The organism is Rufibacter sp. XAAS-G3-1, assembly GCF_013623775.1.
Lineage (GTDB): Bacteria > Bacteroidota > Bacteroidia > Cytophagales > Hymenobacteraceae > Nibribacter.
Map to the genome: position 1 here is coordinate 30,080 of NZ_JABFAM010000010.1, position 15,253 is coordinate 45,332.

Here is a 15,253-nt window from a genome sequence, read left to right on the forward strand (position 1 = left end):
TTCAAAAGTAAGCATTAAAATCTGAACCCGCCTGGGGTAGCCATCCTCTAACGGTATCATCAAAGGAAGGAACCTGCGGGGCAAAGGCATTGGTAATAGGCACATAGAAAACCGGGTAATCACGCCAGCGCGATTCCAGCGCGGGTGCCTGCCATTTCACGGCGTCTTTCTGCGTCATGAGAATACTCACCTCTGGGTCTTGCAAGGAAGTATAAAAGGAAATTACCTCCTCAACCCGCTCTGCGGTGACCGCCGCATGGTCTGGCCACTCAAAATGCCGTACCAGCTCCGCTCCCGTTTTCTGCAAGTGCCGTACCAGCGGTTGCGCATTGGCAATGCCCGTCACCAAAATCAACCTTTTCCCTAACGTTTTCCCTCTCCCAACCGGTACAGCCGGGGCGTAGACTATTTGCGAGAAAAATAGGGGGGTAGCCGGAGCAGTATACTGTTGCACCTGCTGCCGTATAATCGCTTGCTGCTCAGCCGTCACATTCTCTGGGCATTTGGTGACCACCACGGCATCTGCCCTGGTGGCTCCGGTTCTGGGTTCCCGCAAAAGGCCCACAGGCAGCAGGTAATCCTGCGTGAACAGACAGCTGAAATCAGTGAGCAGCAGATAGTGAGAAGCTTTGACGGCCCTATGCTGAAAAGCATCATCCAGCAGAATCACCTCCAGCTCTGGGAAGAGGTGCAGCAATTGCTGTATTCCCAGCGCCCGCTTCTCGCAAACCGCTACTTTCACCTGGGGCAGGCTTTGGGTGTATTGGAAAGGTTCATCGCCCAGCGAGGTTGCCGTGGCCTGGGCATCTGCCAAAACAAAGCCTTTGGTGGCTCGTTTATAGCCCCGGCTCAGGATGGCGATGTTTCTGGGCTGCAAGAGCCGCGCCAAGTATTCAACCTGCGGGGTTTTGCCGGTGCCGCCCACGCTCAGGTTTCCCACACAAATCACCGGAATGGGTGCCTGATAGACACCAAAGACCTCCTTTTCGTATAAGGTATTGCGTGTCCGCACAATGCCTTCGTACAGCAAGGCGAACGGATACAGCGGGTAACGAAGGACAGACGACAGAGCGGGCATGGCCTGCAAAAGTACACGAAATTTAGCTTTCTTTGCCCTCCACGGCTTTAAACCTATAGAATGACCCAGATAAAGGAAGTAGTACAGGTACTGGAGCGCTACGCCCCACCCGCCTATCAGGAACCGTATGACAATGCCCTGCTCCAGATCGGAGACCCGAACGCAACCGTGACAGGCGTTCTGGTAACCCTGGATTGTACCCTGGAAGTAGTGGAAGAAGCGGTAGAACGGGGCTGTAACCTCATTGTGGCCCACCACCCGGTCATCTTCAAACCACTGAAAAGCCTGACCGGGAAAACGCCCGTAGAACGTATTTTGTTGAAAGCACTGCTGCACCAGATAGCTATTTTTGCCTGCCATACCAATCTGGACCACGTACACAACGGTGTCAACGCCAAACTCTGCGAGAAATTGGGCATCCTCAACCCCAAAGTTCTGGCCCCCAAAACGCAACTGCTGACCAAACTGGAGACTTACGTGCCCTTAGAGGACACCGAGAAAGTCCTGGCCGCGCTTCACCAGGCCGGGGCCGGACAGATTGGCGAGTACACCGACTGCAGTTTCCGGGTAACGGGTACCGGCCGGTTCACCCCTTCGGCCCAAGCCAACCCGCACATAGGCGAGCCCTGCCAAACCGAGGAAACCATTGAAAACAAAATTGAGGTGATTTTCCCCACCTTCAAGCAGCACCAAATCATGCGGGCTTTGTTCAAAGCCCACCCGTATGAAGAAGTGGCGCATTATATAGTAGCGCTGCAGAACGAGAACCAGGAAGTGGGCGCGGGCATGGTGGGCGAACTGGAAGAAGCCCTTTCCGCAGAGGAATTTGTGCAGCACGTAAAGGAGAAGTTACAGATCAGCACCTTCCGGCACACGGCCTGGCCGCAGAAGCCCATCCAGAGAATTGCGGTGTGCGGCGGGGCCGGAAGCTTTCTCATCAGGCAGGCCAAAGCGGCCGGGGCCGATGTTTTTCTAACCGCCGATCTGAAGTACCATGAGTTCTTTGAGGCCACCCCGCACCTGGCCCTGGTAGATGTAGGACATTATGAAAGCGAAGTTTACACGAAGGAGCTTTTTTATGATATACTTACAAAATCTTTTCCTAATTTTGCAGTCGATTTGTCCTATACTGAAACAAATCCCGTAAGACACAGCTAAATAATACATGGAAAGTACCGTAGCAAGTAAGTTAGAAGCACTTCTAAGACTTCAGAGCTTAGATTCTGAATTGGACAAAATTCTACAAATTAGAGGCGACCTTCCAGAAGAAGTTCGTGACCTGGAAGATGAGATTGCCGGCTACCAAGTACGCGTGAGCAAATTTGATGATGAGATCGCTGAGTTGCAGCAGTCCATCGCCAGCCGCAAACAAGGCATCAAAGACGCTGAGAAACTGATCAAGAAATACGAAGAGCAACAGGAGAACGTCCGCAATAACCGCGAGTTTGACGCCATCACCAAAGAGATTGAGCTTCAGAAACTGGAAATCCAGATCAACGAGAAGAAAATCCGCGAGGCGAATTTCCAGATAGAGCAGAAAAACCAGGACATCCAGGAAATCAAGAACCGCCTGGAAGAGCGCCAGAAAGACCTGAACACCAAAAACGGGGAACTTCAGGTAATGGTGAACGAAAGCGAGGAAGAAGAACGCCGCCTGAACAAGGAAAAAGAAGAAGCGAAATCACACATTGAAGAGCGCCTTCTCTTCGCCTACAACCGCATCCGCAAAAACGTACGCAACGGCCTGGCCGTGGTAACCGTGAAGCGTGACGCCTGCGGCGGATGTTTCAACACCGTCCCCCCCCAACGCCAGTCAGACATTGCCGCCCACAAGAAAATCACCGTTTGTGAGCACTGTGGCCGTATCCTAGCTGATGTAGACCAGAAGGCAGTCATTCAATAACATCAAGTAACTTCTAGTGGGAAAGGGTGGTATAAAGCCATCCTTTTTTTTATGCGCCGCCTTTTCTTAAGGGAGAAAGTCCCGTCCTAGGTCAATGCGTTTTGGGGCTGTTTTAAGGAAAACAGACCTAAAACGCATTGACCTGTGAGGTCTTGAAGACCTCACAGGTTTAAAGTAAACGGGCGCGAGTCTCCAGACTCGCCGGAAACCACCAGCCGGAGGGGCATCAGAACCTCGATAACCGTTTCAGGGCCATTTTTCTGGAAACAGCCTTAAAACAGGTGCGTGGTCTCCGCGAAAGCCAAGCACCGCCCCAGATATACTCCTTATCTTTGCCAGATCAATCACCATTTTTTTTTCATGCATCAGTTGACGCTGCCTTTTTCTGAGTTGCCGGTTTCCATCCTCCTCTGGAAACAGAAAGCCTTAGCCTGGGCAACCCAACAGAACGAGGTGGTGGCCTATTATGAACCAAACGGCATCAGGTACCGGCACGGCGCCTTTGAAAACCTGCTGGGCATGCGCAGACACAGAAGCGCAGCTGACGTTTCTTCCTGGGAGATGCTGCAGAATGCCCTGGAACAGAACAGTACTATTCCGCTACTAGGCTACCTTACCTATGACCTGAAGAATGGTTTGGAACAGCTGCAGAGCCAGCATCCAGATCAACTTGGGTTTCCGGAACTTTACTTCTTCCAACCGGAAACCTGGCTTGTTTGGGCAGAGGATTCTGTGACCATCTTTTCCGGCGTGGAAGACCCAGCCGCCATTGCCCTGGCTATTCAGGGCACCTCGTATTCAGGCTCTTTTTCCAAAAACAGGATTGAAACGCAGCCCCGGGTCGCCAAAGAGGAATACCTGCGGGCAGTGGAACAACTAAGGCAGCACATTCTGGAGGGCGACGTGTACGAAGTGAACTATTGCCAGGAATTTTACGCCCACGAAGTCTCCGTAGACCCGCTCCCGCTTTTCTGGAAACTGCACGCGGCCTCCCCTACTCCGTTTGCAGGCTTCCTTAAATTAACAGACCGTTACTTGTTGTGTGCCAGCCCAGAAAGGTTCCTGAAGAAGCAAGACAGCCTCCTCATCAGCCAACCCATCAAAGGCACTATCCGGCGCGGAGCCACTTTGGAAGAAGACCAACGGCAACGGACGCTTTTGGCCACCAGCGAAAAAGAACAGGCCGAAAACATGATGATCGTAGACCTGGTGCGCAATGACCTGAACCGGGTAGCCGTGACGGGTTCGGTACAGGTAGACGAGCTGTTTGGCTTGTACGGTTTTCAGTACGTCTGGCAGATGATCTCCACCGTAACCTGTCAAGTGCCGGACAGTGTAACCGCCGTGGAGATACTCAAAGCCACCTTCCCCATGGGCAGCATGACCGGCGCGCCAAAGATCAGGGCACTGGAACTGATTGAACAGTATGAGAAAACCAGACGCGGCCTCTACTCCGGTGCCTTCGGGTATTGCCTGCCCAACGGTGACTTTGACTTTAACGTGGTCATCCGTAGTTTACAATACAACGCCCAGACCGGCTACCTCTCCTTTGAAGTGGGCAGTGCCATCACCTATGACTCTGACCCAGAGCAGGAATACCAGGAATGCCTCCTGAAAGCGGCGGCCATCAAGCGAGTGCTGGAAAATCTCTAAACCCTGCTTTCAGCTTTATCGCCGCGGACAATACAAGTTAGCTTATCTTTCATAACACATCTTGCCCTATTTCCTTTCTCAAATTTGCGACAATCGTTTTTGGCCTGTTTTTACGAAATGAGGTTATTTTGACCTAAAAAAGTGTCTGCCATTCTGTCACAAGCGCGTGAATATGCTTATCTTTGTCTTTTTACTTGCAAGCTATGCACGCACCTATTCTGGACTTAGACTTTATTGATAACCGTACGCCGGAACAAGCCGCCGCGTGCGACACCAAAGTAACCGTAGATTCCAATACCGGCCGTCAGCGGAAACTCTACATTGAAAGCTACGGCTGCCAGATGAATTTCTCTGACAGCGAGATTGTGTCATCCATCATGTTTGAGGCCGGTTTTGATACCACGTCAGAGGTAACCAACGCTGACTTGGTGTTGCTGAATACCTGCTCCATCAGAGAAAAGGCCGAGCAGACCGTACGCCACCGCTTAACCCAGTTGCAGCACCTGAAAAAGAAGAAGCCTGGCTTGGTAGTGGGCGTGTTGGGCTGCATGGCAGAGAGATTGAAGAAAAACCTGCTGGAAGAAGAGAAAATGGTAGACCTGGTGGTAGGCCCAGACGCGTACCGCGATTTGCCTTCGCTCATCAACGAGGTAGACGGTGGCCACAAAGCGGTGAACGTGCTGCTTTCCCGCGAGGAAACCTATGCCGATATCAACCCAATCCGCTTAAACAGCAACGGGGTGAGCGCGTTTGTGTCCATCATGCGGGGCTGCGACAACATGTGCTCGTTCTGCGTGGTGCCGTTCACCCGGGGCCGCGAACGCTCCCGTGATGCGCACTCCATTGTGCGGGAAGCGCAGGAGCTGGTGCACCAGGGCTACAAAGAAGTGACCTTGTTGGGGCAGAACGTAGACTCCTACAAATGGGCTTCGGAAGACGGCACCCAACGCGTCAACTTCGCGCAACTGCTGGAAAGCGTGGCCTTGATCAGCCCAGACCTGCGGGTGAGGTTCTCCACCTCGCACCCCAAAGACATTACAGATGAAGTCTTGTACACCATGAAAAAGTACGGCAACATCTGCAAATACATCCATTTACCGGCCCAGAGCGGAAACTCCCGCGTGCTGGAACTCATGAACCGCACCTATGACCGCACCTGGTACATGGAGCGCGTAGATGCCATCCGCCGTATTCTGGGCGAAGACTGCGGTATCTCCACCGACATGATTGCCGGTTTCTGCTCTGAAACGGAAGAAGAACACCAAGACACCTTGTCGCTCATTGATTACGTGCAGTATGACTACGCGTACATGTTCTTCTACTCTGAGCGCCCCGGCACCTTGGCGGCCCGCAAATTGGAAGACGATGTTCCGCTGGAAACCAAGAAGCGTCGGTTACAGGAGATTATTGACAAACAGCGCCACTACTCGCACCTGCGCAACCAACTAGCCGTGGGCCAAGTGCACCGAGTGTTGGTAGAAAACTTCTCCAAGCGCTCAGACGAAATGCTGAGTGGCCGAAACGACCAGAACAAAGTGGTCATCTTCCCCAAGATGCATTTCAAGAAAGGCGACTACGTAGACGTGCTCATCACCGACTGCTCGGTAGGCACCTTGTTTGGGGAACCTGTTTTATAATTTGAAAATTTGGAGATGAGGAGATTTGAAGATGAATTTCCTCTGAGCTAAAGTTCTGCATTTCCAAATCTTCCCATTTTCAAATCTTCAAATTTAATACATGCGTGATATTGAAATACAGTCGGTGAAGCAGCGGTTTGGCATCATCGGGAACTCGCCTTTGCTGAACTATGCCATTCAGGTGGCGGTGCAGGTGGCCCCTACTGACATGACCGTTCTTATTTCCGGCGAAAGCGGCAGCGGGAAAGAATCGTTTTCCAAGATCATCCATCACCTTAGTCCCCGCAAGCACGGCCAGTTCATTGCCATCAACTGCGGCGCCATTCCCGAAGGCACCATTGACTCAGAATTGTTCGGGCACGAGAAGGGCTCCTTCACCGGCGCCGCCGAAGCCCGGAAAGGTTATTTTGAGGTGACCAACGGCGGCACCATCTTTTTAGATGAAATTGGCGAGATGCCTTTGGGCACCCAGGCCCGATTGCTGCGCGTGCTGGAAAACGGCGAATTCATTAAAGTGGGTTCTTCCAAAGTACAGAAGACCGATGTGCGCGTGGTGGCGGCTACCAACGTGAACTTGATGCAAGCGGTAGAGCGCGGCCAGTTTAGGGAAGACCTGTATTACCGTCTAAACACTGTGCCAATCAATGTACCGCCTTTGCGCGAGCGCGGCGAAGACACGCACCTGCTGTTCCGGAAATTCGCCAGCGATTTTGCGGAAAGATACCACGTAAAGCCCATCACCCTGTCCTCAGAGGCCGTGCAGGAACTACTGCGTTATCGTTTCCCGGGCAACATCCGGCAGTTGAAGAACATTGTGGAGCAGATCTCGGTGCTGGAGTACGAGCGCGAAATCAACGGGGCCACCTTGCGTAGGTACCTTCCGCAGGAACAACAGAACCAACTGCCCGCCCTCTTCCATTCCAATGTCGCCGCCGATGGAGCCAGCGGAATCTCAGAGCGTGATCTGCTGTACAAGGTCTTGTTTGACATGCGCAAAGACATGAACGACCTGAAACAGGTGGTTTTTGACCTGCTTTCGCACCACCAGGAAGACGCGGAACTTCTGAAGAACAATCGGCATTTATTTGAAGAGGTACGTCCGTTTGAACAACAGCCAACTTACCGGACTCCGGAGCGCCGCGATGGCTACATGCTGTCGGTGGATGAGCCAGACGAAGAATACGAGGACAAAGTGGAAGACATTTCCCATGAAACCGAAGAAGAAAGCCTTTCTCTGGAGCACAAGGAAAAGGAAATGATCCTGAAAGCGTTAAAGAAACACGGGAACAAACGCAAATACGCCGCCAAAGACCTGGGCATCTCAGAACGCACCCTCTACCGCAAATTAAAACAATACGACCTTGAAGACCTCTAAACCTTTTACGTACCTGCTTCTGCTCTGTCTTCCCTTCTTACTGGGCGGCTGTTACTCCTTCACCGGAACCAATATCTCGCCAGACGTACAGACCATTTCCATCACCAACTTCAGCAACGCTGCCGGACAGGGCCCGTCTAATTTACAGCAGTTTGTCACCGAGGACTTCAAAGACTACTTTCAACGGAACACCAACTTACGTATTCTTCCGCAGGCCGGTGATCTACAGATTGAAGGGCAGATTATGAGCTATACCTTTAGTCCGGCCGCTATCCAGCGTACCGATGCGCCAGCCGGTGGAAATATTGGTTTAGACCAGGCAGGGGCCAACCGTTTGACCATCGTTATCCAGATCAGCTACACAGACACCAAGAACCCCACCAATAACTTTGACCAGAGTTTCTCTGGCTTCGCCGACTTTCCCCCTTCCCTGGATATCAACCAGATAAGCCAGGCGCAGATCAGGCAAATCACAGAACGCATTATTTACAGCGTTTTTACCAAAACGGTAGCAAATTGGTAAGTATCTTTGCAGCACCAGAAAGGCACTGAAAATATAAATTTCAGTGCCTTTCTCCTCTAATTCCCTTTTAATCAGTAATTTGTATTTGCCATTCGCGCAAAGCAAACCAGAGCTTCATGAACAAAGCGGCATTTTTAAACATTGTACGGCAGGTAGCCCCCATCCAAGACCAGGAAGTTGACGACCTGGAGCGGTTGGTGGTGTCTTTCCCGTACTGCCAGACCGCCCATGTTCTCCTGGCCAAAGCCGCCCATGACCGGGGCAGTATGCTCTCCACCCAAAAACTGAGAAGGGCCGCTGCCCACGTTTCTAACCGGCAATTGTTAAAGCAGCTGGTTTACGCCACGCCGGTCTTAGAAGAAGTAACCGCCCCCGTTGAACCCGAAGCACTTGAACCTGTTTCTTCCGCTACTCCTGTTTCAGAGCCCTTTTTTGAAAAAGAGCCCCAAAACGAGGTAGCACCAGAAGAAGAACCGGTTGCAGAGGCGGTAGAAGCAACGTATGAAGCAGAGACAACCGAGGAAAATCCTGAACTTCTTGCACAGGAGCCTTTGGCAGCGCCTGCATCACAATCAATAGAGGAAGAAACAGAGATTGCCGCTGTTTCTGTAGACCAGGAACTGGTTGCAAAGGAAGTTCAAACGGCTCCTCTTGCCCTTGAAACCACGCTCCCCGAGGTGGCTGCCGCAACCCAGGAAGAGCAGGTAGTTTCTATTGACGTCCCCCCCACACCAGAGGTGCTTTCTGTTGAGTTAGCCGAAGAGGTTGGGGAAACCACAACGGTGGAGGCATGGGAGACAATAGAAGATTCAGGAGAAATTGCGGCAGACCCTACGCTGGCCGAAGAAGACGACAATTTGGATGAATTGCTGGAGTTGATCCAAATCAGTAGTCTTTCATCTTACAGTGCCCCTGGCCCCAGCGTTACCCTGACGCATGAGGAAACCATCTCTGAGCTTACCCCTGCCGGGGAGCCAACGGAGATTGAAGAACCAGCTATTGGTTTTGAGAAAGTTGCCGAACGGTTATCTTCCCCAAGCACACCTGAGCAGGAAACCGAAGACGTGGGGTTAAGCGCTTACTTGGAAATCGCGAAGCTTGATTCTTTGTATGATACCTCGGGCTACGAATTTCCCACCTTAAAACTCCCAGAAGTTGCAACAACTTCCTCGGCAACGGACGAAAACCAGGATCCGTACCTTTTCATCTTCACCCAGAACAACCTGGCCTACTGGATGGGCTCCAGCCGTTTAGGCGAAAGCATTCAACTGAAAGATGAACTGACCTCGGCCACGCCTTTCTATTTCCAGCCAGAGCTAATCCTGGAGCACGTGAAAGAAAAGAACGCGCCCGTTTCTACCCCTGAGCTGAGCCCGGCCGCCAAACTGGACAAGCAACTGGACATCATCAACCAGTTTCTGAAAACCACGCCCAAGCGCAAGACCCTGGCCAACGCGCAACTCAACCATGAACCCATTGAGGATCTATCGGCGAAGAGCACGAAGATCAAGAAAACCCTTGTGTCTGAAAACCTTGCCCTCATTCTGGTGAAGCAAGGAAAGGCCAAAAAGGCCATCAAAATTTATGAACAACTAATAGTGAAGTTTCCCGAAAAAAAGAGTTACTTTGCGACACAAATTGAAAATCTAAGAAACGAATAGTCCAATTATGTACATTGCTCTGATCAGCGTTATTTTATTCCTGTGCGTACTACTTGTATTAGTGGTCTTATCCCAGAACTCAAAAGGAGGCGGATTATCCAGCCAATTTGGCGGCGGCGGCACCAGCCAGTTAATGGGCGTGAAACGCACCGGCGACCTTCTTGAGAAGTTAACCTGGGGTTTCGCAATTGGCATCATTGTACTGACCTTGGCTTCCCATACTATTGTAAATGATGGCGCTGGCGCAGATAACCGCACCATCAACGAGCAACGCGCCGGTCAGGCGGCCCCGGCCCCGGCCGCCCCGGCTCTTCCGCAACAAAACGCTGCCCCTGGCGCTGCCACTCCGGCACCAGCCACGGCTCCGGCTCCAGCAGCTGATACGGCGAACCAATAACAAAAGCCGATACCGATAACCCTTTATTGGAGTCCGTCCCTAACTGGGATGGACTCTTTTTTTTGCCCCGTTTTCAGCTCCTTTTCCCTAAAACACCCCTAAAACAGCCTCCAGTTTGCCATACCCCTATTGATTGATTGATTGATTGATTGATTGATTGATTGATTGATTGGTGCGCCTTAGAAGGAAATGCTGCCTTGTCTCTACAAATACTTTCCCCCGTTCCAGTCTTCCCCGAGCGCGCCTCGCTTTTGGCCATAGACAAACACCAACTAAGAGCAATAGACAGTTCAGGCCGAAAGGGCAGTGCGAGAGGGGAAAACGGGCCCCCGCGGCCGTGAGCGCTTACCGCCAAAGATGAAACAACAAAGTATTTGCACCCACGCAAGAAGCAGACAAGCCAAGGGAACAGCAAAGGGCATGCACCTGCTAATACCCACGCAAAAAGCAGAAAAGCCAGGGGAACACCGTAAGGCGTGCACAAACTAATCTCCCCACAGAAGCCAGATCCAAGCAGATGCAAAACGCAGAAACTAACCACTACTGAAATCAAATCTGACAAAATTTAAGTCTGGTCATCACTTCGTGTCAGTACAGAAGAAAGGCTGACAGGGGCAAAACTGCCAGAAAACGGCAAGTTTGGCAGAAACCAAGACTTGGCACAAGAATCGCTAATAGGCTAACCGTCTTAGGCGGGTTTGCCGCCAGACAATAAATGTTAACTTAATCTAATCTTATAACAACCTATGGCCTTAAACATCAAACCAATTGCTGGAACTGCGAACAGAGTAATTGTAGAGCCAGCTCCGGCGGTAGAAAAAACCGCTTCTGGATTGTACATTCCAGACACTGCCAAAGAGAAACCACAGAAAGGTACAATAGTAGCAGTATCAGAAGAAGACGGCGAAGGCAAAAAACCAACTGTGAAAACTGGTGACGAGGTTTTATATGGTAAATACGCCGGTACCGAGATCTCTTTAGACGGTTCAGATTACCTGATCATGAAAGAGTCTGACATCCTGGCGGTTCTTTAATTTTAAATTTAATCATCAACCATAATCTACTTTAAGAAACTATGGCATCTAAGAACATTACCTTCGACATCGAAGCCCGTAACAAAATCAAAAAAGGCGTGGACACTTTGGCCAATGCCGTAAAAGTAACCTTAGGCCCAAAAGGCCGCAACGTGATCATCGACAAGAAATTTGGTGCTCCTAGCATCACCAAAGACGGTGTAACCGTTGCAAAAGAAATTGAACTGAAAGACGCCGTAGAGAACATGGGCGCTCAGTTAGTGAAAGAAGTAGCTTCTAAAACCGCTGACATGGCGGGTGACGGTACTACTACTGCTACCGTATTGGCGCAGGCTATCTACACGGCCGGTTCTAAGAACGTAGCGGCAGGTGCCAACCCAATGGACTTGAAGCGTGGGATTGACAAAGCCGTTGCCAAAGTGGTGGCTAACCTGAAAGAGCAGTCTAAGAAGATTGAGAACTCCTCTGAGATCGCGCAGGTAGGTACTATCTCTGCCAACAACGACAGCGAGATCGGGCAGATGATCGCCGATGCCATGGACAAAGTGGGCAAAGACGGTGTGATCACGGTAGAAGAAGCAAAAGGTACTGAAACCGAGGTAAAGACGGTGGAAGGGATGCAGTTTGACCGCGGTTACTTGTCTCCTTACTTCGTGACCAACCCAGAGAAGATGGAAGCCGAGTTTGAGAACGCTTACATTTTGATCTACGACAAGAAAGTTTCTACCATGAAAGAATTGCTTCCGGTATTGGAGCAAGTGGTACAAACCGGTAAAGCCTTGGTGATCATCTCTGAAGACGTGGACGGCGAAGCCCTTGCTACCCTGGTAGTAAACAAACTGCGTGGTTCCTTGAAAATCGCGGCGGTGAAAGCCCCAGGTTTTGGTGACCGCAGAAAAGCCATGTTGGAAGACATCGCTATCTTAACCGGTGGTACTGTTATCTCTGAAGAGCGCGGTTACAAACTAGACAACGCTACCCTTGACTACTTAGGCCAGGCCGAGCGCATCATCATTGACAAAGACAATACTACTATTGTGAATGGTCGTGGTGAGAAAGACGGTATCACTGCCCGTGTAAACGAGATAAAGTCTCAGATTGAGAAAACCACCTCTGACTACGACAAAGAAAAACTGCAAGAGCGTTTGGCTAAATTGTCTGGCGGGGTAGCTATCCTTTACATTGGTGCCTCTACTGAGGTAGAAATGAAAGAGAAGAAAGACCGTGTAGATGATGCCCTTCACGCTACCAGAGCTGCCGTGGAAGAAGGTATTGTTGCCGGTGGTGGCGTTGCCTTGATCAGAGCGATTGACGCCTTGAACGATGTGGATACCCGTAACGAAGATGAGAAAACCGGGGTGCAGATCATCCGCACGGCGCTGGAGTCTCCGTTGAGAACCATTGTGGCCAACGCCGGGGGCGAAGGATCCGTGATTGTAAACGAAGTACGCGCCGGCAAAGCTGACTACGGTTACAACGCCCGTGACGACAAGTTTGAGAACATGTTCGCGGCTGGTATCATTGACCCAACCAAAGTAACCCGTCTTGCGCTTGAGAACGCCGCTTCGGTAGCTGCCTTGTTGCTGACAACTGAGTGTGTGATCGCTGATGAGCCGGAAGAAGCTGGTTCAGCTGGCGGTGGCGGAATGCCAGGTGGTATGGGCGGCATGGGCGGCATGATGTAATCTCCCCCAGCACACGCTGATTGTATAAAAAAAGGCCCCGGTTCTAAGAACCGGGGCCTTTTCATTTCTATCTGACATTGTTTTAAGCCTGTTTTCCGGAAATCAGCGCAAAAAGGATGAGATACCAGAATCCTTGATGGTTTTGCCTTGTTTTAAGCCTGTTTTCAGAAAAATAACCGCAAAACGCTCTTCATAAACCGCGCGTTTGTATAACGTGAACTCGGAAATTCTCACGCATTCCGTCCCCCTTTGAAGGGGGTGGGGGGATGATTACTCGTGCTAAATACGGCATTTTGGAAGCTCCAAGAGGGGGAGGATGTACCATTGAACAGGCGGATTTCCGCCCTCTTCCGCCTTTGTCATTCCCCTACCCCCTTCAAAGGGGGACGGAATGCGTGTACAGCATAGCAGAAAGGCAAACAATGGAAACAAAATGGATTATCGTATCCCTTTAATTCCCGAGTTCACGTTTGTATATGAACTTCTCTTAGAAGCTGTAATCTTTGTTTCTGGCCTGTTTTCAGAAAATCAGCTCAAAAACTAGTTCAGTACTTTAATCTTGATGTTGATTTCATGCGGGGCGGTCTCATCACCGCCAAAGTACGGGTACAGTTGGTAACCCATTCCTTCTCCGTCACACCCTCTTGCATGCTCAACCGTGCGCTCCCCTACTTTATAGATATACTTGTTTCCCGAAAGAACGAGTTCACAGGTATAGGTTTTGTTCAAGTCAATGGCCGTGATGAAGGTAGAAGTGTTCACTCCATCTTTGTAAGAGTAGGCATGCAACTCTAGTCTGTTGTTATACCATCGCCACCCAAACCGGGCACTGTTCTGGTGATGGAAAGTACTGCAGTCAGACATGCCGTACAGTTTGTTGATGTCTGCCTGGTTGCTTTGGTCTTTGGTCTGGTAGATAGCGGAAGCGTCAAATTTCACTTCAAACTTAAGGCTGTTGGTTTGTAAGCCTTTTAGGGGGTTGGTGGTTTCGTGTACCCCGCTTTTGATAATGTAGTTGATCCCTTCTTCGGCGGTGGGCACAATAGGGACTACCACCTCTTCGGGTTCATGACAGGACAGAAGAAAGAAAGGAAAAGCTGCCAGTAAATAGAAATTGCGTAGAACGTGTTTCATAGACTTTGGTTAAGTAAACCAAAGGTATTCACCAGAAACGCTACTTCAAATAATTATAATTAAGATCATGTTTTACTTATAATAGATTCAAAATATAATTAAACTTATTTTGCAACACCTATAAAGTCTCTGGTTCATAGCACAGGTTGTACAGATCTTCCATAGTGCCGTTGAAGACGTTCAAGTCCAGGTTGCCTTTAACTCCTTTTAGTTTCCCCTGCTCTGTGTGTTGCCAGAAAACCCAGTCTCTATTGGCTAATTGATGGCTCTTTTTAGGGTTGTAGTGCGCAATCCAAAGGGGGTAATCATCAAAATACCCGGCCAGATGCTGTTCATAGAAGGAATAATTGGTATAGATGATCGGTTTTAAATCGTACTCCTCCTCTACCACATCCAGCCACAGTTGCACCCCGGCCCTAATTTCCTCGTCTGACTGGTGGTTGGTTACTTCCACGTCTAGTACGGGCGGCAGATCACCGGCTTCCAGTTTCACTTTTCTCAGAAAGCTGCGGGCTTGCTCTTCGGCATCACGGGAGGGCAGAAAGAAATGATACGCTCCTCTCAGCACATCATGCTTTTTGGCCTGCCGCCAATGTTTCGCAAAATACCTGTCCTGGTGGGTGATGCCTTCAGTTGCTTTGATGAAGGCAAATTTGATATTCTGGGCTTTTACCGCCTTCCAGTCTACCTGCCGCTGGTGATGGGAAATATCCAATCCGGTGACCTCGTACCCAGCCGGATTAAACTTGGTCAAGGTGTTGGTTTGGGTGGCTTCTTCCACCTTATGGCGCAGGAAAGCCAACCGTCCGCCCTCTTTGAAGTATTCAATGCCCAGGCACAGTAAGAAAAAGGCCCCAATGCCCAATGACAAAGGCTTCCACCAGGTTTCATTGCTGGTTGCCGGTTTCTTGCGTGAAGCTGCTTTTCTGGTACGCGGACGTGGTGCCACGGGCTCTCTTTTCATATACCAACTTTGACGGAAGGAACCCTGCCTTCTCAACTACTTACAAATTTACCATTTATTTAAGAGCATGTTTGAATTTCATCTTTATGCTGCAAACAAGCTCTAAGAGCATGTATAAATTTTGGCTTCGTAAGCGAAAACGGCAAAGAAGGTTCTCCGGATTGGTTTTTGAGCCTCGTAGCAGCACTACGAAGGCGATGAAAGCGCGA

13 protein-coding genes are annotated in these 15,253 nt (G+C 50.4%); 10 read left to right on the forward strand and 3 right to left on the reverse strand.

Going from position 1 to position 15,253, the window contains the following annotated elements; translation table 11 throughout:
- Position 1: 1 nt before the first annotated feature.
- The gene (gene lpxK / locus HHO50_RS12875; protein WP_181306470.1) at positions 2-1,078 is read right to left on the reverse strand and encodes a tetraacyldisaccharide 4'-kinase; all 1,077 of its coding nucleotides are present in this window, start codon (positions 1,076-1,078) and stop codon (positions 2-4) included.
- Positions 1,079-1,138: 60 nt separating this feature from the next.
- Here lpxK and HHO50_RS12880 point away from each other — a divergent pair, with 60 nt between their 5' ends.
- The 10 genes from HHO50_RS12880 to groL all read left to right on the forward strand — a co-directional run bounded on the left by HHO50_RS12880 (position 1,139) and on the right by groL (position 12,946).
- Positions 1,139-2,236: a Nif3-like dinuclear metal center hexameric protein gene (locus HHO50_RS12880; protein ID WP_181306471.1), complete on the forward strand. Its 1,098-nt coding sequence runs from the start codon at positions 1,139-1,141 to the stop codon at positions 2,234-2,236.
- Between the two features lie 7 nt (positions 2,237-2,243).
- Positions 2,244-2,981, forward strand: a complete 738-nt coding sequence (locus tag HHO50_RS12885) for a zinc ribbon domain-containing protein (protein ID WP_181306472.1) — start codon at positions 2,244-2,246, stop codon at positions 2,979-2,981.
- A 360-nt stretch (positions 2,982-3,341) separates the two neighbouring features.
- Positions 3,342-4,634, forward strand: coding sequence for an aminodeoxychorismate synthase component I (gene pabB / locus HHO50_RS12890; RefSeq protein WP_181306473.1), 1,293 nt, complete (start codon positions 3,342-3,344; stop codon positions 4,632-4,634).
- A 203-nt stretch (positions 4,635-4,837) separates the two neighbouring features.
- Positions 4,838-6,271, forward strand: a complete 1,434-nt coding sequence (gene miaB, locus HHO50_RS12895) for a tRNA (N6-isopentenyl adenosine(37)-C2)-methylthiotransferase MiaB (RefSeq protein WP_181306474.1) — start codon at positions 4,838-4,840, stop codon at positions 6,269-6,271.
- Between the two features lie 100 nt (positions 6,272-6,371).
- The gene (locus tag HHO50_RS12900; RefSeq protein ID WP_181306475.1) at positions 6,372-7,646 is read left to right on the forward strand and encodes a sigma-54-dependent Fis family transcriptional regulator; all 1,275 of its coding nucleotides are present in this window, start codon (positions 6,372-6,374) and stop codon (positions 7,644-7,646) included.
- Positions 7,633-8,169 (forward strand): LPS assembly lipoprotein LptE, encoded by a 537-nt coding sequence (gene lptE / locus HHO50_RS12905; protein ID WP_181306476.1) that lies wholly within the window; start codon positions 7,633-7,635, stop codon positions 8,167-8,169. The genes HHO50_RS12900 and lptE overlap by 14 nt, the downstream gene beginning before the upstream one ends.
- Before the next feature lie 116 nt (positions 8,170-8,285).
- Positions 8,286-9,830 (forward strand): tetratricopeptide repeat protein, encoded by a 1,545-nt coding sequence (locus HHO50_RS12910; protein ID WP_181306477.1) that lies wholly within the window; start codon positions 8,286-8,288, stop codon positions 9,828-9,830.
- 7 nt (positions 9,831-9,837) lie between these two features.
- Positions 9,838-10,227: a preprotein translocase subunit SecG gene (secG, locus tag HHO50_RS12915; RefSeq protein WP_181306478.1), complete on the forward strand. Its 390-nt coding sequence runs from the start codon at positions 9,838-9,840 to the stop codon at positions 10,225-10,227.
- 746 nt (positions 10,228-10,973) lie between these two features.
- Positions 10,974-11,261: a co-chaperone GroES gene (locus HHO50_RS12920; protein ID WP_181306479.1), complete on the forward strand. Its 288-nt coding sequence runs from the start codon at positions 10,974-10,976 to the stop codon at positions 11,259-11,261.
- Positions 11,262-11,302: 41 nt separating this feature from the next.
- Entirely contained in the window at positions 11,303-12,946 is a 1,644-nt protein-coding gene (gene groL, locus HHO50_RS12925; RefSeq protein ID WP_181306480.1) for a chaperonin GroEL, read from the forward strand.
- A gap of 540 nt (positions 12,947-13,486) precedes the next feature.
- Here groL and HHO50_RS12930 read toward each other — a convergent pair.
- Together HHO50_RS12930 and HHO50_RS12935 are read right to left on the reverse strand one after the other, a co-directional pair.
- Complete coding sequence (locus tag HHO50_RS12930; RefSeq protein WP_181306481.1) at positions 13,487-14,080, reverse strand: hypothetical protein; 594 nt, start codon at positions 14,078-14,080, stop codon at positions 13,487-13,489.
- A 118-nt stretch (positions 14,081-14,198) separates the two neighbouring features.
- Positions 14,199-15,044 (reverse strand): glycoside hydrolase family 25 protein, encoded by an 846-nt coding sequence (locus HHO50_RS12935; RefSeq protein WP_181306482.1) that lies wholly within the window; start codon positions 15,042-15,044, stop codon positions 14,199-14,201.
- Between the last annotated feature and the right edge of the window lie 209 nt (positions 15,045-15,253).

Bases quoted from the DNA above. Each gene is read 5' to 3' on its own strand.
- HHO50_RS12930 (WP_181306481.1), bottom strand. From the start codon at position 14,080: ATGAAACACGTTCTACGCAATTTCTATTTACTGGCAGCTTTTCCTTTC.
- groL (WP_181306480.1), top strand. From the start codon at position 11,303: ATGGCATCTAAGAACATTACCTTCGACATCGAAGCCCGTAACAAAATC.
- HHO50_RS12910 (WP_181306477.1), top strand. From the start codon at position 8,286: ATGAACAAAGCGGCATTTTTAAACATTGTACGGCAGGTAGCCCCCATC.
- HHO50_RS12920 (WP_181306479.1), top strand. From the start codon at position 10,974: ATGGCCTTAAACATCAAACCAATTGCTGGAACTGCGAACAGAGTAATT.
- HHO50_RS12885 (WP_181306472.1), top strand. From the start codon at position 2,244: ATGGAAAGTACCGTAGCAAGTAAGTTAGAAGCACTTCTAAGACTTCAG.
- HHO50_RS12935 (WP_181306482.1), bottom strand. From the start codon at position 15,044: ATGAAAAGAGAGCCCGTGGCACCACGTCCGCGTACCAGAAAAGCAGCT.
- secG (WP_181306478.1), top strand. From the start codon at position 9,838: ATGTACATTGCTCTGATCAGCGTTATTTTATTCCTGTGCGTACTACTT.
- pabB (WP_181306473.1), top strand. From the start codon at position 3,342: ATGCATCAGTTGACGCTGCCTTTTTCTGAGTTGCCGGTTTCCATCCTC.
- lpxK (WP_181306470.1), bottom strand. From the start codon at position 1,078: ATGCCCGCTCTGTCGTCTGTCCTTCGTTACCCGCTGTATCCGTTCGCC.
- miaB (WP_181306474.1), top strand. From the start codon at position 4,838: ATGCACGCACCTATTCTGGACTTAGACTTTATTGATAACCGTACGCCG.
- HHO50_RS12880 (WP_181306471.1), top strand. From the start codon at position 1,139: ATGACCCAGATAAAGGAAGTAGTACAGGTACTGGAGCGCTACGCCCCA.
- HHO50_RS12900 (WP_181306475.1), top strand. From the start codon at position 6,372: ATGCGTGATATTGAAATACAGTCGGTGAAGCAGCGGTTTGGCATCATC.